We start from the raw sequence: 19976 nt of genomic DNA, 5'->3' as shown, positions 1-19976 counted from the left end.
CGCCGTCGAGGTCGCCCCAATTCGTCGTCGGGTTCTTGACGAACTTCACCACCTTGGAAAGCAGGCCGGATCCTTCTTCTTTCGGCGGCATGTGGCTTCGGTAGTGGTGCTGGGTGTACTGCGGGATGAAAGGAGGCGCGCCCTCAGTCCCCGAACATCTTCTGCTTCAGCTCGCGGCGCTGCTGCGCCTCGAGCGACAGCGTGGCCGTGGGACGCGCCAGCAGGCGCCCGACGCCGATCGGTTCGCCGGTCTCGTCGCAATAGCCGTAGTCCCCGGCGTCGATGCGCGCGATGGACTGCTCGATCTTCTTGAGCAGCTTGCGTTCGCGGTCGCGCGTGCGCAGCTCGAGCGCATGCTCTTCCTCGATGGTCGCGCGGTCGGCCGGGTCGGGGACGATCACGGTGTCCTCGCGCAGGTGCTCGGTGGTCTCGCCGGCGCTGTTGAGGATGTCCTGCTTGAGCTGCATCAGCTTCAGGCGGAAGAACGCCATCTGCTTGTCGTTCATGTATTCCGAGTCCGGCATCGCCAGCACCTCGGCGTCCGACAGTTCTTCGGCCGCCTTGGTCTTCCAGTTGTTGGCGAGCTTGGGATCTTTCTTGATCGCCACCAGGGGGGGCGGCGTGAGGACTGAAGGGGACATCGTCTGGATATAACTTGCTTTGGCTGCGGTGGACGCCACGGCCTGCGCCATCGAAGGCACCGTGATCTGCGCCAGTCGCGCCGAGGGTTTGGTGGCCCGTGTCGGTTCGGCGGCCGCCGCGGCCGGGGTCGGCCGTGGTGGCATGGCGCGCGCAGGCGCCACAACGGGTGCTGCAGCGGGCACGACTTTGGGCGCGCCCGCCTTCAATGTTTTGGCTCCGGCGGTCGCCGCCGCCTTGGCAGGGGTTGCTTTCACCACCGGCGCGGACTTCGGCGCCGGCGCCGTCTTCCGGGGGGTGGGCTTGGCGGCCGCCTTCGCAGGGGCCGCCTTGGTGGCGGGCGATTTCTTCGCGGCGGTCTTGGCCGGCGCTTTCTTGGCCGCTGCCTTCGGCGCCGGTTTGGCCGCTGCTTTCTTCGCCGGAACTTTGGTCGCCGCTGCCTTTGCAGGCACCTTCTTCGCCGGCGTCTTGGCCACGGTCCGGGTGGACTTGGCTACCGGTTTGGCCGGCTTGGAGGGGGTCTTGGCTTTGGCGGCGGGTTTGGCTGCTTTCGCAGTGGCCTTCGGTTGAGGCTTCACTTCCTGTCTCCTCACGCCCGCGGCCACGGCATGCAAATGCCGCTCTTTCGCGGGCTGTCCTCGTTCTTGGAGTCGATCGCCTTCATCAACGCGAGTTATACCCTGATTGCCCCCCTGACGGCCCTCACGGCTGGGGTTTTCACCCCCTCGCCGGGCCGACGGCCTGCCGAAAGGGAAGGCCATCAGTTGCAGAATCGAGACAATCATCGGGGACCCTCGCGCCTGTTGATTTTTTTGAAGGCGCTAGCCTACCTCAGATCAGGCACTGCTCCAGGCCCTGGAGGAAGATTTCCCGGGGCAGGTCAATCCCGATGAAGACCATCTTGTTGCCCCTCGCCTCGCCTTCGGCCCACTGGGGCCCCAGGTCGCTGCCCATCAACTGGTGCACGCCCTGGAAGATCACCTTGCGGTCGGTGCCCTTCATGTGCAGCACGCCCTTGTAGCGCAGCATGCGCGGGCCATAGATATTCACCACCGCGCCCAGGAAGTCCTCCAGCTTGGCCGGGTCGAAGGCGCGCTCGGACTTGAACACGAAGCTCTTGACGTCGTCGTCGTGATGGTGGTGATGCCCGTGGCCATGGGCATGCGACGGATGGTCGCAGTGCTCGCCGTGCTCATGGTCGTGGTTGTGGTCGTGGTGGTCGTCCTCTTCTTCCTTCAGGAAGTCCGGGTCGATGTCGAGCTTGGCGTTGAGGTTGAAGCCGCGCAGGTCGAACACCTCGGGCAATGACACCTCGCCGAAATGCACGGCGCGCTGGGGCGCGCGCGGATTCATGTGCTTGAGGCGGTGCACCAGCGCGTCCACTTCCTCCTGCGACACGAGATCGGCCTTGCTGATGAAGATGCGGTCGGCGAAGCCCACCTGGCGGCGCGCTTCCTGACGGTCATTGAGCTGCTGCGCCGAGTGCTTGGCGTCCACCAGCGTGATGATCGAATCAAGCAGGTAGGATTCGGCGATCTCGTCGTCCATGAAGAAGGTCTGCGCCACCGGGCCAGGGTCAGCCAGCCCGGTGGTTTCGATGACCACCCGCTCGAAGTCGAGCAGCCCCTTGCGGCGTTTGGCGGCCAGCAGTTGCAGGGTGGAGCGCAGGTCCTCCCGGATGGTGCAGCAGATGCAGCCGTTGCTCATCTGGATGATCTGCTCCTGGGTGTCCGTCACCAGGATGTCGCTGTCGATGTTCTCTTCGCCGAATTCGTTCTCGATCACGGCGATCTTCTGGCCATGGGCCTCGGTGAGCACGCGCTTGAGCAGCGTGGTCTTGCCCGAGCCCAGGAAGCCGGTGACGATGGTGGCGGGAATGAGGCTCATGGCTGTGTAGGGTGGCTTCGAAAGGGTCGAAAGTTTAGCCCTTCCGCAGGATCACGAGGCCTTTGAGGTATTCCCCTTCCGGGAAGGCGAGCGTCATGGGATGGTCGGGCGCGCCGCCCAGCCGCTCGGTGATGAACCCGTCCACGCCCGCGTCCGCCCCGGCGGAGGCGACGATCTTGTGGAACAGGTCGGCGCTGATCCCGCCGGAACACGAGTAGGTGAACAGCACGCCGCCGGGCGCCAGCAGCTTGAGCGCGAGCCGGTTGATGTCCTTGTAGGCGCGCGCGGCGCGCTCGGCGTGGGCCGCCGTGGGGGCGAGCTTGGGCGGGTCGAGCACGATGCCGTCGAAGCTGCGGCCCTCGTCGATGAAGCGGCGCAGGCTGGCGTTGACGTCGGCATCCAGGAAATCGGCGCGCTGGGGATCGAAGCCGTTCAGGGCGACGTGGTCCCGCGCCCGCTGCAGGGCCGGCGCCGACGAATCGATCGAGGTGACATGGGCCGCCCCGCCGGCCAGGGCTGCCACGGTGAAGCCGCCGGTGTAGCAGTAGCAGTTGAGCACCCGTTGCAGGCCGAGCCGCTGCGCATGCTCGGCGAACTTGCGCCGGCTGTCGCGCTGGTCCAGGTAGAAGCCGGTCTTGTGCCCGGTGGCGATGTCCAGGGTGAAGCGCCAGCCGTGCTCGCGGATGGTCAGTTCCGTGGCGCCCTCGCCCTGCAGCCAGCCGGCCGCTGCCGGCAGGCCCTCCAGCGTGCGCGCGCCGGTGTCCGAGCGCTCGTAGAACCGGGACAGGCCGGTGGCGCGCAGCAGCGCCTCCGTCAGCACCGGCTTCCACCGCTGCGCACCGGCTGACAGGAACTGCGCCACCAGGGTGTCGCCGTAGCGGTCCACGATCAGGCCGGGCAAGCCGTCCGACTCGCCGTGCACCAGGCGCAGGCCGTCGCTGTCGATCGCCAGCCGGTCCCGGGCGCGGACGGCCCGCTCGCAGGCGACGCCAAGGAAGGCGGCGTCGATCCGCTGGCCTTCTTCGAAGCTCCAGGCCCGGGCCCGGATCTTCGACGGCGGGCTGAAGGCGGCCCAGGCCAGGAACTCGCCCTCGTGCGATTCGACGCGCACCGTCTCGCCGGAGTCGCCACCGCCCTTGGCGATGGCCGAATCGAACACCCAGGGATGACGGCGCAGCAGCGAACGCTCCTTGCCTTCTTTCAAGCGGATCGTCTTCATTGGCTATATTGTCGAGGCCAGAAGAGGGATGCCCAAGCGCAGGAGGGACGATGGGGCTGTCGAACATCGGTCGAAAATGGGCGGTTGCCGCAGGGCTGCTGATCGGGTTGTGGTCAGCGGCCGCATCGGGGCGCACGGTCCTCGACCTGGACCCTGCGCACCAGCCAGTCGACCTGCAGGACTGGGGCGACGTCTGGATGGACGACACCGGCCGGGCCACGGCCGACCAGGTGGGCCAGGACGGAACGATCGAATGGACGCCGACGGCGCACGGCGCGATCTACCCCTTGACCACCGGGCAGGCGCTGTGGGTGCGGTTTACCGTGCCGCCCGCGCCGGACGCCGAACGCTGGTATTTGGAAATCCCCTACGCCTCCGTGAACAAAACCACGCTTCACTCACTGGACAGCGCCGGGCAGTGGATCCCGCAATCGGCCGGGGACACCATCGCGGTCGCCAACTGGCCGGTGCCGCATCGCCATCCCCTGCTGCCGGTGGACGTCTCGGCTGAGATCCCGCGCAAGTACCTGCTGCGCATCGAGAACCCCCACAGCTTCAGCGCTCCCCTGGTGTTCGTGAGCGAAAGCTATCTCGCCCGGCGCGAGCAGCGCACCTCGCTGATCCTGGGGATCTGTTTTGGGCTGGCCGGCCTGGCCGCGATCCTGGCCGGCCTCAGTGCCGTGTCGCTGCGGGATTCGGCCTACGGCTTCTACGCCCTGAGCGTGGCACTCATGAGCCTGAGCCAGGCTGCGATGCTGGGCATTGGCGGCCTGCACCTGTGGCCGCACCTGCCCGGCTGGAACGACCTGTCGTCCATGGTGCTGCCGGTCCTGGCCGTGGGCTCGCTCAGCTGGTTCTTCAGCGCCGTGGTCTCCATGCCCGAGCGCTGGATGTTCATGCACCGGGTGCTGGTGGCGATGGGCCTGCTTTCGGTGGTGACCGCACTGGCCATCACCGTGGTCGAGCCCTCGCTTCGCTACCGGCTGATGGTCCCCTACATCGTGCTGGCCTCCACCCTGGGCCTGGGCTCCATCGTCTGGACTGCCCTGCGCGGCGACCGCTATGCAGCCTGGCTGCTGGTCGGGGCGGCGCCGGTGGTCCTGGGCGCCGCCTTCCCGCTGGCGCGCCTGTGGGGCCTGATTCCGGTGAGCCCGTGGACCATCTACGCGATGCAGGCGGGCATCGCGATCGAATTGCCCATCATCCTGCTGATCCTGATGATGCGCAGCCAGCACCGGCGCGAGCACAACCGGCGAATCCAGGGCCTCGACAAGATGGACCCGGCCACCGGCCTGCTCAACGACCAGATGTTCGCGGCCTCGCTCAAGCGCATGATGGGCCGCTCCCGGCGCCTCAAGTACGACAGCGCGGTGCTCATCATCGACGTCGTCAATTCCGAACAGATCCGCCGCACCTACGGCGCGCGCTCGGCCGAGGAGCTGCCGCTGCTGGTGGCCGGGCGGCTGCTGTCCGCGGCGCGCGACATCGACGTGGTGGCGCGGCTTTCCGAGCTGCGCTTCGGCATGCTGGTGGAAGGGCCGATCAGCGCGGTGGACGCGGGGGCGGAAGGCCCGCGCATCGTGGCGCGCTGCCTCATGCCCTTCAAGAACAAGCCGGTCGAGTGGGTGGCCCAGGTGCGGGTGGCGCAAACCATCGTCCCGGCCGAGGGCGCGGATGCCCGGGAGCTGATCGCCCGCCTGGAAGGCAAGCTGGCCAGCGTGCCGCCGGACAGCCGGCGGGCGGTGTTCACCCTGGCGAACGCCTGAAAGGCGCCGAAAGCGACGAAGCGCCTGGCACCTGGTCGCTTAGCGCTTGGTCCTTTGCGCGCGCGGGTGCGCCGCATCGTAGGCCTTGGCCAGATGCTGGAAGTCCAGCCGCGTGTAGACCTGCGTCGTGGTGATGTTCGCGTGGCCGAGCAACTCCTGCACGGCCCGCAGGTCGCCGCTCGACTGCAGCACGTGGCTGGCGAACGAATGCCGCAGCATGTGCGGATGCACGGGCGTGGCCAGGCCGGCGCGCAGGCTGCGCCGCTTCAGCCGTTGCCAGATGCTTTGCGCCGACAGGCGCGTGCCGCCGCGGCCGACGAACAGCGCCGGCGTCTCGTGCGCGGCCAGCGCCCGCAGGCCGAGCCAGTGCCGCAGGGCCTGCGCCGCCTGGGCGCCCACCGGCACGATGCGGCGCTTGCTGCCCTTGCCCAGCACATGCGCCTCCCCGGCGTCCAGGTCGACCCAGCCGCGCGCGCTGCCGCTGGCGAGCGCGTCCAGCCCCACCAGTTCGCCCACCCGCAGGCCGCAGCCGTAGAGCAGCTCCACCATCGCGGCATCGCGCGCTTCCAGCCAGGGATCGGCCCGCTCGTCCTCGAACTCGGCCAGCTGCACCGAGTCGTCCACGCTCAGCGCCTTGGGCAGCGGCTTGGGCGCCTTCGGGGCGCGGACATCGACGACCGGGTTGCTGTCGATCAGGCCCTGGCGGCCCAGCCAGGCGTAGAAGCCGCGCCAGCCGGACAAGATCAGCGCGATGCCCCGGCCGCTGCGACCGCCGCTGTGCATCTGTGCGACCCAGCGGCGGATGTGGGCGTTCTGCACCCGCGTGAGTTCCAGGCCGGCGCCGGCGGCATTCGCGGAGAGCTTTTGCAGGTCGAGCGCATACAGCTCGACCGTTCGGGCCGCCAGGCGCTTTTCGACGCGGACATGCTCCAGATACCGCTCGACCAGGCCGGCGGTACCGTCCATGCTCATTGCCCGCGCAGCCGCGACAGCGCCGCGCTCGCCAGTTCGGCGATGCGCTCGAGGAAATCGGTGCCCATGCCGGCGCCGAAGCGCTGCGGGTCGGGTGAGGCGAGCACCAGCATGCCGAAGGCCGGACCGGCGCCGCTGGCCGCTCCCTCGCGCAGCGGAATCAGCACGATCGACAGGGCCATGGCCGGGTCGGGCAGCCACTGCACCGCCTCGAAGCCGGAATTGACGCCGCAGTAGGGCTGCGTCAGCGAGGAGGCGAAGGTGCGGGTGTCCTCGCTCACGCCCTGAGCGAAGCCTTCCCCGGCGTGCGCGCCATCGACGTCCCAGACCTTGATCGCGGCCTGCGGCACCATGAACTGCGACTGGATCTCCTCGACGAGGGAGGCCGGCAGCTCGCGCGCCGAGGGCACCTGGAACAGCTTGCGCGCCCAGCGGTGCAGGCGGTCGGCGATGACGACGTTCTCGTTGCCGTGCCGCACCATGTCCATGATCCGGTGTTCCAGCGCCTTGATCTTCTCGCGCAGCATCTCGGCCTGCCGCTCCTGCAGGCTCACCGCGCGATTGCCGTGCGGGCTGGTCAGCTGGACGGCCGCCAGCAGCTGGGCGTGGCGCTCGAAGAAGTCGGGCGTGTTGGCCAAGTAGTTGGCGATGTCGTCCTCGGTGATCGGATTCATGGCGTCGTTATTCATAGTGTCCTGTCCCGCTGAAACTTGGCATTTCGTTCGATTCCTGCGGGGATGATCGGTGGGTGGCCAGAGGGGGTCAAGACTGGACGTCTTGAACCCCTCTGGGCGCCCGCCGAGGGCCCCGCAGGCGTCGAACCCTTCGGGCTGCGCCGTATCGGGGCGCATGCCGCGTTGCGGTCACAGGTCAAGCCGCCCAGGCTTGACCCGCACCCGCGCCTTGCCTGCGCCCCGATACGGCGCAGCGACATGCCAAGTTTCAGCGGGACAGGACACTAGGGTACCTCCATCTCCCCTTCGAACACGGTGACCGCGGGGCCGGTCATGAACACGGGGCCTTGCCCGTCCCACTCGATGGTCAGCAGCCCGCCGCGCGTGTGCACGTCGACCTTGCGGTCCAGGCGCCCCAGGCGGATGCCGGCCACCACCGCCGCGCAGGCCCCGGTGCCGCAGGCCAGCGTTTCGCCGGCGCCGCGCTCCCAGACGCGCAGCCGCACCTGCGACCGGTCCACCACCTGCATGAAGCCGGCATTCACCCGCTTCGGAAAGCGCGGATGGCACTCGATCGCCGGCCCTTGGGCGTGCACCGGCGCCGTGTCCACGTCGGCCACCTCCTGCACCGCGTGCGGGTTGCCCATCGACAGGATCGCTACAGAAATAATAGCTGAGCCGGCATGCGTGTCGAGCGCCAGGTGCCACTTGTGCCAGGAACCGTCGGCCTGGGACGACAGTCCGGCCGTGTCGAAGGGCACCTGGGCGGGCTCGAACACCGGCGCGCCCATGTCCACGGTCACCCGGCCATCGGGGTTCAGCCGCGGCTCGATCACGCCGGAAAGCGTCTTCACCCGCAGGGTGTCGCCGGGCGCCAGGCCCTTGTCGCGCACGAACCGCGCAAAGCAGCGCGCGCCGTTGCCGCACTGCTCCACCTCGCCGCCGTCGGCGTTGTGGATCACATATTCGAAGTCGATGCCGGCGCCAGGCGAGGGGCGCACCGACAGCACCTGGTCGGCACCCACGCCGAAGTGACGGTCCGCGATGAAGCGGTACTGCGCCGGCGTCAGGCCCAGCGGCCCCCGTGTCTCGTCGAGGACCACGAAGTCGTTGCCCGCGCCCTGCATCTTGGTGAAGCGGATACGCATGGCCCCGATTATCCGCGCGGCAAAGACCCCTCCAGCCTGGGCGGCGCGGGCTCATCGCGATAATGAAGCGCATGGTAAGAGTCAGCCAGCTTCTGCATCCCCAGCGCGAGGCCGTGGCGCCGCGCCCCGCCGCCACCATCCTGCTGCTGCGCGACGGGGACCAGGGCCTGGAAGTGCTGATGACGCGCCGCTCGGCCAGCGCCAGCTTCGCCCCGGGCGCCTATGTGTTCCCGGGCGGCGTGATCGACGCCGCGGATGCGGGCAGCCACGCGCTCGCCTCGCGCCGGCCGGCGCAGGACGGCGAGCGGCTCACCCAGGCCATTGCCGCCATCCGCGAGAGCTTCGAGGAACTGGGCGTGCTGTTCGCGCGGCATGCGGACGGCCGCTGGGCCGATGCCGGCGACATCGCGGCGCTGCAGCGGCACGCGCCCTTCGCCGCGCAATGCCGCGACCGCGGCCTGACCCTGGCGGCCGAAGAGGTGTTCGTGCTGGCGCACTGGATCACCGACCGCGACCTGCCGCGGCGTTTCGACGTGCCCTTCCTGGTCGCGCGCATGCCGGGGGGCCAGAGTCCGGTGGCCGACGAGGCCGAGCAGTTCGAGCCGGTGTGGGTGCGCCCCGCCGAGGCGCTGGCGCGGCACGAAGCCGGCAGCTTCTTCATGATCTTCCCGACCATCCGCACGCTGGAGCGGCTGGCGCGCTTCGAGCGGGTCGACGCCGTGCTCCAGGCCTGCGGCGAGCAGCCGCTGTGGACGAGCTGCCCGCGCGCCGGCTTGCTCAAGGGCGCCGAAGCGCGCTACATGGAGCACGAAATGCCCTTCGGCGAGCTGGCGCTGGTCAGCCCCGACGGCCAGATGGTGCACCACCTCGACTGGCGCAGCGACCAGCCGGTGGCGCTGCTCAAGAACCTCATGCGCCTCACGGCCCCCAATCCCGGTCCCATGACCGGGCCCGGCACCAACAGCTACCTGGTGGGCGATCCGACCAGCGGCTATATCGCGATCGATCCCGGCCCGAGCGACCCGGAGCACATCGAGCGCCTCTGGCGCGCCGCCCATGGCGACATCCGGCTGATCGTGTGCACCCATTCGCATCCGGACCATTCGCCGGGCGCCCGGCCCCTGCAGGCCCGCTGCGCCACCCGGCCGCCCATCCTCGGCCTGGCCTCGCGGCCGACGGCGCGCGCGGCCAGCGAATTCGCGCCGGACCGGGAACTGGCTGACGGCGAGACGATCACGGTGGAAGGCGCCGGCGGGCGCCACACGCTGCGCGCGATCCACACCCCGGGCCACGCCGCCAATCACCTGTGCCTGGTGCTGGAGGAAGACGGCCTGCTGTTCTCGGGCGACCATGTGCTCAACGGCAGCACGACCGTGGTCGACCCGCCCGACGGCGACATGAGCGCCTATCTGGAGTCGCTGGACAAGCTCACGCAGGCCTGCGCGCAGCACGGCATCGAGTTCATCCTGCCGGCCCACGGCTACGTGCTGGGCTTTGCGCCGCAGGCCATCGCCCAGCTCAAGGCCCACCGCCTCAAGCGCGAAGCCCGCGTCATCGCCGCCATGCAGGCCCGCCCCGACGGCTCGATGGAAGACTGGGTGGCGCTGGCCTACGACGACGTGCCACAGCGCATGTGGCCGCTCGCCCAGCGCTCGCTGCTCGCGCACGTGCAGCGCATCGAGGCGCTCGGGCTGGTCTGAGGGCCGCAGAAGCTCAAGGGATCAGCACCGCCGCGCCCTGTAGCCGGCCGCCGCGCACGGCCGCGACCGCCACGTTCGCCTCCGCCAGCGCGAAGCGCTGCACATGGGTGCGCACCGGCGTCTTCTCGAGCAGCCGGTAAAAGGCCTCGCCGTCTTCGCGCGTGAGGTTGGCCACCGACTTGAGCTCGCGCTCGCCCCACAGCAGCGCGTAGTCGAACGCGGGAATCGGGCTCATGTGGATGCCGCCGCACACCACCACGCCGCCCTTGCGCGTGAGCGCAAGCGCGGCAGGCACCAGCGGCCCCGCCGGCGCGAAGATGAGGCTGGCGTCCAACGGCACGGGCGGGCGCTCCTCGCTCGCGCCGGCCCACGCCGCGCCGAGCTGGCGCGCGAAGGCCTGGCCGGCCGTGTCGCCGGCACGGGTGAAGGCATAGACCTGCTGGCCCTGCGCCACCGCGAGCTGGCACACGATGTGCGCCGCCGCGCCGAAGCCCCAGATGCCGAGGCGCCGCGGCGCGGTGCCGCCCGCGATGCGCCAGCTGCGAAATCCGATCAGGCCCGCGCACAGCAGCGGCGCCGCGTGAGCCGCGTCGTCGTCGCCGGGCAAGGCCAGGCAGAAACGCTCGTCGGCGGCGCAGTACTCGGCGTAGCCGCCGTCGCGGTCCCAACCGGTGAAGGACGGCGCGTCGCACAGGTTCTCGCGCGCCATGCGGCAGAAGTCGCACTGGCCGCAGGTGTGACCGAGCCAGGGAATGCCGACCCGCTGCCCGTGCTGGAAGCGCATGGCGCGCGCGCCCCGGGCCACCACCTCGCCCACCACCTCGTGGCCGGGCACGACACCGGGCCGCCTGGGCGGCAACTCGGCGTCGATCAGGTGCAGGTCGGTGCGGCACACGCCGCAGGCCAGCACGCGCACCAGCACATCCTGCTCGCCCATGGGCGGCAGCGGCTTGCGCTGCGGCACCAGCCGATGCGCATCGGCGTCCACCGCCATCGCCAGCATGGAAGAGGGCAGCATCCGGGGATGGTATGCCGCGCCTGATGAAAAGTGTGAAGTCCGCCGTACGCCGGATTCTGTGGCGTCCGGTTGCCCGGACGTGACCGCCATTCCTCTGGGCCGGGCGTCGCCGTCCCGGCTCGGTGCTACCTACCCGCCGGCATCCCGCGGACCACGGGACAGGGCTTGCGCCCACTGCCGGCCTATTTGGTATTGCTGCGCGTAGAGATTGCCCGTTTCACCCCTGCGCCCGCCCCTTCTTTCGAAGGGTTGGGCACAGGACTCGTCTCTGTTGCTCTGATCCTCACCTCGCGGTGGACAGGTGTTACCTGCTACGCTGTCCTGTGCAGTCCGGACGTTCCTCCAGTGCCTGGTTTCCCGTGTGGCACCAGCGGCGGCCTGGCGGGCTTCACACCCCGTATTATCCGCCGACGTTCCTGCCCGATCGACACGGGCCCCTCTCATGATCCGTCTTTCCGAAATCAAGCTGCCGCTGGCGGCGCTGCCGGCCGAGGAAGGCCTGCACCCCGAGGCCCCGCTGCGCGCCGCCGCCGCCGGCATCCTGCGCATCGACGAAGCGGCCATCGCCGCGCTGCAGGTCCACAAGCGCAGTTTCGACGCGCGCAAGGCCGAGCTGTTCGCCGTCTACATCGTGGATGTCGCGCTGGCCGACGCCGAACGCGAAGCGGCGCTGCTCGCGGCTTTCCGCGGCCAGCCGCACATCGCCGCCACGCCCGACATGGCGTGGGCGCCGCCGGTCCGCGCGAGCGCCACGCCGGCCCTGCGCCCAGTGGTCGTGGGCTTCGGCCCCTGCGGCATCTTCGCCGCGCTGGTGCTGGCCCAGATGGGCCTGTGCCCCATCGTGCTGGAGCGCGGCAAGCCCGTGCGCGAGCGCACCCAGGACACCTGGGGCCTGTGGCGCAAGCGTGCCTTGCAGCCCGAGAGCAACGTGCAGTTCGGCGAAGGCGGCGCCGGGACCTTCTCCGACGGCAAGCTCTACAGCCAGATCAAGGACCCGCGCCACCTCGGACGCAAGGTGATGGGCGAATTCGTCAAGGCCGGGGCGCCGCCGGAGATCCTGTACGTCGCGCATCCGCACATCGGCACCTTCAAGCTGGTGAAGGTGGTGGAGAACATGCGCGAGGAGATCATCCGCCTGGGCGGCGAGGTGCGCTTCCAGCAGCGGGTGACCGACCTGCGGGTCGAGGGCGGCCGGGTGCGGGGCCTGGCCGTGCTCGACCAGGCCAGCGGCCAGGCCGGCGAGCTGCGCGCCGACCATGTCGTCCTGGCGCTGGGGCACAGTTCGCGCGACACCTTCGAGATGCTGCACGAACGCGGCGTGTTCATGGAAGCCAAGCCCTTCTCCATCGGCTTTCGCATCGAGCACCCGCAAGGCGTGATCGACCGCGCGCGCTGGGGCCGACATGCCGGCCATCCGCTGCTGGGCGCGGCCGACTACAAACTGGTGCACCACGCCGGCAACGGCCGCAGCGTCTACAGCTTCTGCATGTGTCCGGGTGGCACGGTGGTCGCCGCCACCTCCGAGCCGCAGCGCGTGGTGACCAACGGCATGAGCCAGTATTCGCGCAACGAGCGCAACGCCAACGCCGGCATCGTGGTGGGCATCGAGCCGGGGCGCGACTACGCCGAAGGGCCGCTGGCCGGCATCGCGCTGCAACGCGAGCTCGAGTCGCGCGCCTTCGAGCTGGGGGGCGGCAACTACGACGCCCCCGGCCAGCTGGTGGGCGACTTCATCGCCGGCCGGCCGTCTACTGAGCTGGGCAGCGTGACCCCCTCCTACAAGCCCGGCGTGAAGCTCGGCGACCTGCACCCGGCCCTGCCGGACTTCGCGATCGAGGCCATGCGCGAGGCGCTGCCGGTGTTCGGGCGCAGGATCCGGGGCTACGACATGCACGACGCGGTGCTGACCGGCGTCGAGACGCGCACCTCCTCGCCGCTTCGCATCACGCGCGGCGACGACTTCCAGAGCATCAATGTGAAGGGGCTGTATCCCGCCGGGGAAGGTGCCGGCTACGCCGGCGGCATCCTGTCGGCGGGGGTGGACGGCATCCGGGTCGGCGAGGCGGTGGCGCTCGGGATGGCGGCGGCGTAGGCCCACGGCCGAAAAAAAGGCCGCCCGAGGGCGGCCTTTTGCTTGAAGGGGGGCTTCAGCCCTGCGCGTTCTGCAGCGCGGCGATGCGCTCTTCGATCGGCGGGTGCGTGGAAAAGAGCTTGCCCACGCCGGAGGTGATGCCCATGGCCTGCAGGCTCTTGGGCAGCTCGCCGGGCACCATGCCGCCCAGGCGCGCCAGCGCATTGATCATGGGCTGCTTGCGGCCCATGAGCTGCGAGGAGCCGCGGTCGGCGCGGAACTCGCGCTGGCGCGAGAACCAGGCCACGATCAGCGCCGCCAGGAAGCCCAGCAGGATGTCCAGCACGATGGTGGTGATGTAGTAGCCGATGCCGGGGCCGGAGCGGTTCTCGCCTTTGCTCAGGAAACCGTCCACCAGGTAGCCGATCACGCGCGAGAGGAACACGACGAAGGTGTTCATCACACCCTGGATCAGCGTCATGGTCACCATGTCGCCGTTGGCGATGTGCGCCACCTCGTGGCCGATCACGGCCTCGACTTCCTCGCGCGTCATACCCTGCAGCAGGCCGGTGGAGACGGCCACCAGCGCGCTGTTCTTGAAGGCGCCGGTAGCGAAGGCGTTGGGCTCGCCCTCGAAGATGCCGACTTCGGGCATGCCGATGCCGGCCTTGTCGGCAAACTTGCGCACGGTGGCGACGATCCAGGCCTCGTCGGCGCTCCCGGAGCCGTCGATCAGCTGCACGCCGGAGCTCCATTTGGCGATCGTCTTGGACATCAGCAGCGAGATGATCGCGCCGCCGAAACCCATGATGAAGGAGAACCCAAGCAAGGCGCCCAGGTTCAGCCCATTGGCCGTGAGGTACCTGTTGACGCCCAGCAGCGAAGCGACGACGCCGAGGACGACGACGACCGCCAGGTTGGTGGCCAGGAACAGGAAGATGCGTTTCATGTAAGCGTTTCTCCGCTAAGAGGCAAGTTCACCTCGCGCCGAAGGTAAGGACGAGCCGTCCGGTTTCAAGACGCGGGCGCCGCACGGGCCTGTTTTATTGGCTTCTTTTGCCCGGCAGGACGAAATACGAAAGAGTCATCATAAAAGGAAAAGTTCTGGTTCTGCTCGCACCAGCCGGGGATGCCCAGGACCGGCAAGGGCGTGAACGGCTTGGCGGCGAGCCGTTCGGCCGAGAGCGCTTCGGCCAGGGCCGCATCCATCGCCTCCATGGCGCCGGCCGGCATGTCCGCGCACCAGACATGGGCGGTGAGGTCCTTGCGCGGATGCGCCAGCTTCTCCAGCAGGGCATGGCCGAAGACCACCAGCTGCGCCTGCGGCCACAGCGGCCGCAGCTCGACAAAGAGCCTCCGCCAGTCGCGCTCCAGCAGCGCCTCCCACAGCGGCGGCGGCGCCTGCAGCAGCGCCCCGTTCTCGTCCAGGATGGTGATGGCATCGCGCACCCGCCCGCGCTGGCCGCCGATGCCGCTGCGGGTGATCTCCCGCGCTTGCAGACGGTTGAGCACGGCCTTGGTTCGGGGGAAGCGCATCCACACCAGCGCGTTGAAGAAGTCGTGCGTGCCGGGACGGACAGGGCACTGGCCCGTGTCGAAGATGAACTGCTCGTAGGCCATGCCGCCAGGCAGCGACTGCTGTGGCGTGAAGCGCACGGGCGCACCGCCGGCATTGAGTGCAGCGTGCGCCGCCTCGCCGGCTGCGATCCGGCTGGCAAGCCGTTCGCCGGGGTCGCGCCAGGGGGCGAACCAGGGCTGCGCCCAGTCGAGCGCCGGCAGCACCTACGCCTTTCCGCGGCGTGCCGGCTTCTCGCGGACTGAAACCGTGGACCGGCCCTCGTCCGCGACGTCGAACAGGTCGATGGCGGTCAGCAACTTGGTCAGCGTGGAGTAGCCGTAGTTGCGGTGGTCGAAGGAGGCCTGGTTTCCGATCTGCTGCCGCACCGCGTGCACACGTGCCCAACCCTCGTCGTCGGCCGCCGCCCGCACGGCATTGCGCAGCAGCGCCACGAGCTTGCGGTCCTGGCGCAGCTCCGCAGGCGACTTGCGCAGCGGCTGCGTCCGCTCCGACTCCGGCGCATCGCCTTCACTGTCGGCCGTGGCCGCCTGCAGTTCCTCGAGGAAGAGGAATCGCGAGCAGGCGTTGACGAACGGTTCCGGCGTCTTGCGCGCACCGAAGCCATACACCGCGGCACCCTTGGCCCGAAGGTGCATCACGAGCGGCGTGAAATCGGCGTCGGAAGAGACGATCCCGAAGGCGTCGGGCCGGTCGGTGTACAGCAGGTCCAGGGCGTCGATGACCATGGCCATGTCGCTGGCGTTCTTGCCCTTGCTGTAGTCGAACTGCTGGATCGGCCGGATGGCGTGCTCATGAAGCTGCTCCTCCCAGGACTTCAGCTCGTTCTTTTTCCAGTTGCCATACGCACGGCGGACGTTCGTTTCGCCGAATGTCGACAGCTCGTTCAGGATCAGTCCGATCTTCGCTGCCGGCGCATTGTCGGCGTCGATCAGCAGGGCGACGCGCGGCTTGGCGTTCATGCCGCCAACCGCCACTGCAGCGTCTCGCCCCCGCGCAGCGGCTTCAGTTGAGCCTCGCCGAAGGGCAAGCTCTCCGGCAGCAGCCAGGCCTGCTTCTCCAGCGTCAGTGTGCCCGTATTGCGCGGCAGGCCGTAGAAGTCGGGGCCGTGGAAGCTGGCAAAGCCCTCCAGCTTGTCGAGCGCGCCCGCGCTGTCGAAGGCCTCGGCGTAGAGTTCCATCGCCGTCAGGGCCGTGTAGCAGCCGGCGCAGCCAAGAGCGTGTTCCTTCAGCACCGCCGGGTGCGGCGCGCTGTCGGTGCCGAGGAAGAAACTGGCGCTGCCGCTGGTGGCCGCCTCCACCAGCGCCAGGCGGTGCGTTTCGCGCTTGAGCACCGGCAGGCAGTAGTAGTGCGGGCGAATGCCGCCGGTGAAGATCGCGTTGCGGTTGTAGAGCAGGTGGTGCGCGGTGATGGTGGCGGCCGTGTGGGCGTCCGCATCGCGCACGTACTGCGCCGCTTCACGCGTGGTGATGTGCTCGACCACGATCTTGAGCTCCGGGAAGTCACGCCGCAGCGGGATCAGGTGCCGGTCGATGAACACCGCTTCGCGGTCGAACACGTCGACCGCCGGATCGACCACTTCGCCGTGCACCAGCAGCAGCAGGCCGGCGCGCTGCATCGCCTCCAGTGTCTTGTAGGTCTTGCGGATGTCGGTCACGCCGGCGTCGCTGTTGGTGGTGGCGCCGGCCGGATACAGCTTGACCGCGACCACGCCGGCCTCCCTGGCGCGCGCGATCTCCTCGGGCGGCAGCATGTCCGTCAGGTACAGCGACATCAGCGGCTGGAAGGACAGGCCCGGTGGCACCGCCGCGAGGATGCGATCGCGGTAAGCCGCCGCCTGCGCCGCCGTGGTCACCGGCGGCTTGAGGTTGGGCATGACCAGCGCCCGGGCGAACTGCGCCGCCGAATGCGGCACCACCGAGGCCATGGCCGCGCCGTCGCGCAGGTGCAGGTGCCAGTCGTCGGGGCGGGTGATCGTGAGTTGGTCAGTCATCCCGCGATTGTCCGACAAGTGCCGTTCACGGCCGGGCGCGCCAGCGCCACGGGAAAAAAGCAAGGGGCCCGTGCGGCCCCCTGCGACTTCAGTGCCTCTGCGGTGAGTCGGTCAGTGCGCCAGGATCTTGTTCAGGAAGTCCTTGGTGCGCGGCTGCCGCGCATCGGGATTACCGAAGAAGTCGTCCTTGGAACAGTCTTCCAGGATGCGGCCGCCGACGTCGATGAAGATCACGCGGCTGGCGACCTTGCGCGCGAAGCCCATCTCGTGCGTCACCACCATCATGGTCATGCCTTCCTTGGCCAGCGTGACCATCACGTCCAGCACCTCGCCCACCATCTCGGGGTCGAGCGCCGAGGTGGGCTCGTCGAACAGCATCACGATCGGGTCCATCGACAGGGCGCGGGCGATCGCCACGCGCTGCTGCTGGCCGCCGGACAGCTGCCCGGGGAACTTGTCCTTGTGCGCCATCAGGCCGACGCGATCCAGCATCTTGAGGCCGCGCGCCTTGGCGTCGTCGGCCGAGCGGCCCAGCACCTTGATCTGCGCGATCGTGAGGTTCTCGGTCACCGACAGGTGCGGGAACAGCTCGAAGTGCTGGAACACCATGCCCACGCGGCTGCGCAGCTTGGGCAGGTCGGTCTTGGGGTCGTGCACGGCGACGCCGTCGACCCAGATCTCGCCCTTCTGCACGGGCTCGAGCGCGTTCACCGTCTTGATCAGCGTGGACTTGCCTGAGCCCGAGGGACCGCAGACGACGACGACGTCACCTTTGGAGATGTTGACCGAGCAGTCGGTGAGCACCTGGACAGGCCCATACCACTTGGAAACACTCTTCATATCGATCATGGCAGCCATGGAGCTCTCCGGAATTCAGCGAATGATGGCAATGCGGGCCTGCAGGCGCTTGACCATGAAGGACAGCCCCCAGCAGATGATGAAGTAAACGATGGCCGCCAGCAGGTAGGCCTCGACCGGCCGGCCGTAGTTCTTGCCGGCGGTTTCCAGGCCCTTGAGCAGGTCGGACGCGTTGATGGCATACACCAGCGAGGTGTCCTGGAACAGGATGATGGTCTGGGTGAGGAACACCGGCAGCATGTTGCGGAACGCCTGCGGCAGGATCACCAGGCGCATGTTCTGGCCGTAGGTCATGCCCATCGCATAGCCGGCGTTCACCTGCCCGCGCGGGATCGACTGGATGCCCGCGCGCACGATCTCGGAGAAGTACGCGGCCTCGAAGGCCACGAAGGTGATCACCGCGGAGTTCTCCGGCCCGATCGGCCGGCCGATGAAGAACGGGATCAGCAGGAAGAACCACAGCAGCACCATCACCAGCGGCACGGAGCGCATGGTGTTGACGTAGGCGGCTGCGGGTAGTTCCAGCAAGGTCTTGCCCGACAGCCGCATCAGCGCCAGCACCGTGCCCAGCGCGATGCCGCCCAGGGTGGCGATGATGGTCAGCCAGACCGAGAACCACATGCCCTTCGCGACGAAGGGACCGATGACTTCCCAGCGGAAGAAGGAGAGGTCGAGGGAACCCAGCATCAGTGCCCCCCTCCACCAGCCGAAGCGACGAAGCCCGGCACGCGGGTCCTGCGCTCGATGAAGGTCATGATGCGGTTGATCACGAAGGCCGAGATCGCGTACAGCACGGTCGCGGCCAGGTACATCTCGATCGGCGCGCCGGTTTCCTCACCCGACTGGCGGGAGAAGAAGGTCAATTCCGCGATCGACACGGCGAAGGCCACCGAGGAGTTCTTGATGATGTTCATCGACTCGCTGGTCAGCGGCGGGATGATGATGCGAAGCGCCATCGGCAGCAGCACGTAGCGATAGGTCTGCGCGGTCGAGAAGCCCATGGCCAGCCCGGCGTAGCGTTGGCCCCGGGGCAGCGACTGGATGCCGGCGCGCACCTGCTCGGCGATCCGCGCCGAAGTGAACAGGCCCAGTGCCAGGACCACCAGGACCACCGAAGGGATCTCGCGCAGCGGCAGGAAGATGCCCGGCAGCACGAAGTACCAGAGGAAGATCTGCACCAGCAGCGGGATGTTGCGGAACAGCTCCACCCAGGCGGTGGCCAATCGGGAGATCACCGGGTTGTTGGTCAGCGTACGCGCGGTCCCGACCACCAGGCCGGCCACCAGCGCCACGACCAGCGCGGAAAGCGCCACCGACAGGGTCCAGCCCCAGGCGGTAATGATCCAGTTCAGGTAGGTCTGGTCGCCACCCTTCGCGAAGCCGGCCAGGCAGCCCGGTACGTGTTCGTTGGTGGTGGTTTCCTGGCAGAAGACCTGCCAATTCCAAGCCATGTTCTTCTCCTCGTGATGATGCGATCTTGAGGGGCCAAGCCCGTAAACGCAAGACCCCTGCCGGGGCAGGCCCGGTCAGGGGTCTTGGACGCCCGGAAGAGGATTACTTCTTGGCGTAGTCTTCCATCGGCTTGTCGTTCGGGCCGGCCCAGGCGGCCTTGGTGCTTTCCGACAGCGTCAGCCCAACCTTGACGTTCTTGGGCGGGATCGGCTGCAGGAACCACTTGTCCCACAGCTTGGTCATTTCGCCGCTCTTGATCATGCCGGCGATCACGTCGTTGCCGAACTTCTTGAACGCCGGATCGTCCTTGCGGATCATGATGGCGATCGGCTCGACGTTCAGCACGTCACCCACGATCTTGAAGTCGGCGGGGTTCTTGGCCGTGGCGATGTTGCCGGCGAGGATCGAGCCGTCCATCACGAAGGCATCGGCGCGGCCGGTTTCCAGCAGCAGGAAGCTGTCGGCGTGGTCCTTGCCGAAGATTTCCTTGAAGTCCACGCTCTTGGCGCGCTCGTGCTTGCGCAGGTGCTGCACGGAGGTGGTGCCGGTGGTCGTCGCCACCGTCTTGCCGTTGAGCTGGTTGATGTTGGTGATGCCGGAATTGGCCTTCACCGCGATGCGAACCTCTTCCACGTAGGTGGTGTTCAGGAAGGCCACGTCCTTCTGGCGAGCCGCGTTGTTCGTCGTCGAGCCGCATTCGATGTCCACGGTGCCGTTCTGCACCAGCGGGATGCGGTTCTGCGAGGTGACGGGCTGGTAGGTCACGTTGAGCTTCTTGCCCACGCTCTTTTCCAGCTCAGAGACGATGCGCTGGCAGATTTCGGTGTGGAAGCCGCCGAACTTGCCGTCACCCAGCGCATAGGAGAGCGCGCCGGAAGATTCGCGCACGCCCACGCTGATCGCGCCGGAGCTCTTGACCTTCGAGATCGTGTCGTTCGCCTGCGCGAAAGCGGCACCGACGGCCAGGGCGCTGACCGCCAAAGCCCACATTTGTTTCTTCATA

18 protein-coding genes and 1 other RNA gene are annotated in these 19976 nt (G+C 68.4%); 3 read left to right on the top strand and 16 right to left on the bottom strand.

Features of this window, described 5'->3' with window-relative positions; all coding sequences use genetic code 11:
* Positions 1-143: 143 nt before the first annotated feature.
* From dksA to UC35_RS17105, 3 genes are all read right to left on the bottom strand, one after another.
* Positions 144-899, bottom strand: coding sequence for an RNA polymerase-binding protein DksA (gene dksA / locus UC35_RS24505; RefSeq protein WP_415752710.1), 756 nt, complete (start codon positions 897-899; stop codon positions 144-146).
* Between the two features lie 571 nt (positions 900-1470).
* The gene (locus tag UC35_RS17110) at positions 1471-2526 is read right to left on the bottom strand and encodes a CobW family GTP-binding protein (RefSeq protein WP_061501796.1); all 1056 of its coding nucleotides are present in this window, start codon (positions 2524-2526) and stop codon (positions 1471-1473) included.
* 34 nt (positions 2527-2560) lie between these two features.
* Positions 2561-3745 carry a class I SAM-dependent rRNA methyltransferase gene (locus UC35_RS17105; protein ID WP_061501794.1) on the bottom strand — a complete coding sequence of 395 codons (1185 nt, stop codon included), beginning with the start codon at positions 3743-3745 and terminating at the stop codon, positions 2561-2563.
* 50 nt (positions 3746-3795) lie between these two features.
* Here UC35_RS17105 and UC35_RS17100 point away from each other — a divergent pair, with 50 nt between their 5' ends.
* Complete coding sequence (locus UC35_RS17100; RefSeq protein ID WP_082793339.1) at positions 3796-5511, top strand: 7TM diverse intracellular signaling domain-containing protein; 1716 nt, start codon at positions 3796-3798, stop codon at positions 5509-5511.
* A 39-nt stretch (positions 5512-5550) separates the two neighbouring features.
* On the opposite strand, the gene UC35_RS17095 is transcribed toward UC35_RS17100, so the two are convergent.
* The 3 genes from UC35_RS17095 to dapF form a co-directional block, all read right to left on the bottom strand.
* Positions 5551-6477, bottom strand: a complete 927-nt coding sequence (locus UC35_RS17095; protein ID WP_061501791.1) for a tyrosine recombinase XerC — start codon at positions 6475-6477, stop codon at positions 5551-5553.
* Positions 6478-6479: 2 nt separating this feature from the next.
* Entirely contained in the window at positions 6480-7157 is a 678-nt protein-coding gene (locus UC35_RS17090) for a DUF484 family protein (RefSeq protein ID WP_227820358.1), read from the bottom strand.
* Positions 7158-7441: 284 nt separating this feature from the next.
* Positions 7442-8305 carry a diaminopimelate epimerase gene (gene dapF / locus UC35_RS17085; protein WP_061501787.1) on the bottom strand — a complete coding sequence of 288 codons (864 nt, stop codon included), beginning with the start codon at positions 8303-8305 and terminating at the stop codon, positions 7442-7444.
* Positions 8306-8376: 71 nt separating this feature from the next.
* On the opposite strand from dapF, the gene UC35_RS17080 reads away from it, so the two are divergent.
* Positions 8377-10005, top strand: coding sequence for an MBL fold metallo-hydrolase (locus tag UC35_RS17080; protein WP_061503898.1), 1629 nt, complete (start codon positions 8377-8379; stop codon positions 10003-10005).
* A 13-nt stretch (positions 10006-10018) separates the two neighbouring features.
* On the opposite strand, the gene UC35_RS17075 is transcribed toward UC35_RS17080, so the two are convergent.
* Both UC35_RS17075 and rnpB read right to left on the bottom strand, forming a co-directional pair.
* Positions 10019-11008, bottom strand: a complete 990-nt coding sequence (locus tag UC35_RS17075) for a zinc-dependent alcohol dehydrogenase family protein (protein WP_061503897.1) — start codon at positions 11006-11008, stop codon at positions 10019-10021.
* A 45-nt stretch (positions 11009-11053) separates the two neighbouring features.
* Positions 11054-11413: RNase P RNA component class A (gene rnpB, locus UC35_RS17070), an RNA gene on the bottom strand.
* 52 nt (positions 11414-11465) lie between these two features.
* Between rnpB and UC35_RS17065 the strand changes: the two genes are divergently transcribed.
* Positions 11466-13115: an NAD(P)/FAD-dependent oxidoreductase gene (locus tag UC35_RS17065; protein WP_061501785.1), complete on the top strand. Its 1650-nt coding sequence runs from the start codon at positions 11466-11468 to the stop codon at positions 13113-13115.
* Positions 13116-13170: 55 nt separating this feature from the next.
* Here the strand turns inward: UC35_RS17065 and htpX are convergent, their stop codons facing one another.
* The 8 genes from htpX to UC35_RS17025 form a co-directional block, all read right to left on the bottom strand.
* Positions 13171-14043 carry a protease HtpX gene (gene htpX, locus UC35_RS17060; protein ID WP_061501783.1) on the bottom strand — a complete coding sequence of 291 codons (873 nt, stop codon included), beginning with the start codon at positions 14041-14043 and terminating at the stop codon, positions 13171-13173.
* Positions 14044-14108: 65 nt separating this feature from the next.
* A complete protein-coding gene (locus UC35_RS17055; RefSeq protein WP_415752683.1) occupies positions 14109-14876 on the bottom strand; it encodes a DUF3025 domain-containing protein in 768 nt (255 codons plus the stop codon).
* Positions 14877-15632: an NYN domain-containing protein gene (locus UC35_RS17050; RefSeq protein ID WP_061501781.1), complete on the bottom strand. Its 756-nt coding sequence runs from the start codon at positions 15630-15632 to the stop codon at positions 14877-14879. It abuts the gene before it with no gap.
* Complete coding sequence (gene pyrC / locus UC35_RS17045; protein ID WP_061501779.1) at positions 15629-16663, bottom strand: dihydroorotase; 1035 nt, start codon at positions 16661-16663, stop codon at positions 15629-15631. Before pyrC ends, UC35_RS17050 begins: the two co-directional genes overlap by 4 nt.
* A 111-nt stretch (positions 16664-16774) precedes the next feature.
* A complete protein-coding gene (locus UC35_RS17040; protein WP_061501777.1) occupies positions 16775-17512 on the bottom strand; it encodes an amino acid ABC transporter ATP-binding protein in 738 nt (245 codons plus the stop codon).
* A 24-nt stretch (positions 17513-17536) separates the two neighbouring features.
* Positions 17537-18208: an amino acid ABC transporter permease gene (locus UC35_RS17035; RefSeq protein WP_061501775.1), complete on the bottom strand. Its 672-nt coding sequence runs from the start codon at positions 18206-18208 to the stop codon at positions 17537-17539.
* Positions 18208-18972 carry an amino acid ABC transporter permease gene (locus UC35_RS17030; RefSeq protein ID WP_061501773.1) on the bottom strand — a complete coding sequence of 255 codons (765 nt, stop codon included), beginning with the start codon at positions 18970-18972 and terminating at the stop codon, positions 18208-18210. Before UC35_RS17030 ends, UC35_RS17035 begins: the two co-directional genes overlap by 1 nt.
* Positions 18973-19075: 103 nt before the next feature.
* A complete protein-coding gene (locus UC35_RS17025) occupies positions 19076-19975 on the bottom strand; it encodes a transporter substrate-binding domain-containing protein (protein ID WP_061501771.1) in 900 nt (299 codons plus the stop codon).
* Position 19976 lies beyond the last annotated feature (1 nt).

It is taken from the genome of Ramlibacter tataouinensis (genome assembly GCF_001580455.1).
Lineage (GTDB): Bacteria > Pseudomonadota > Gammaproteobacteria > Burkholderiales > Burkholderiaceae_C > Ramlibacter > Ramlibacter tataouinensis_B.
This window is presented reverse-complemented; position numbering and strand designations above follow the sequence as displayed.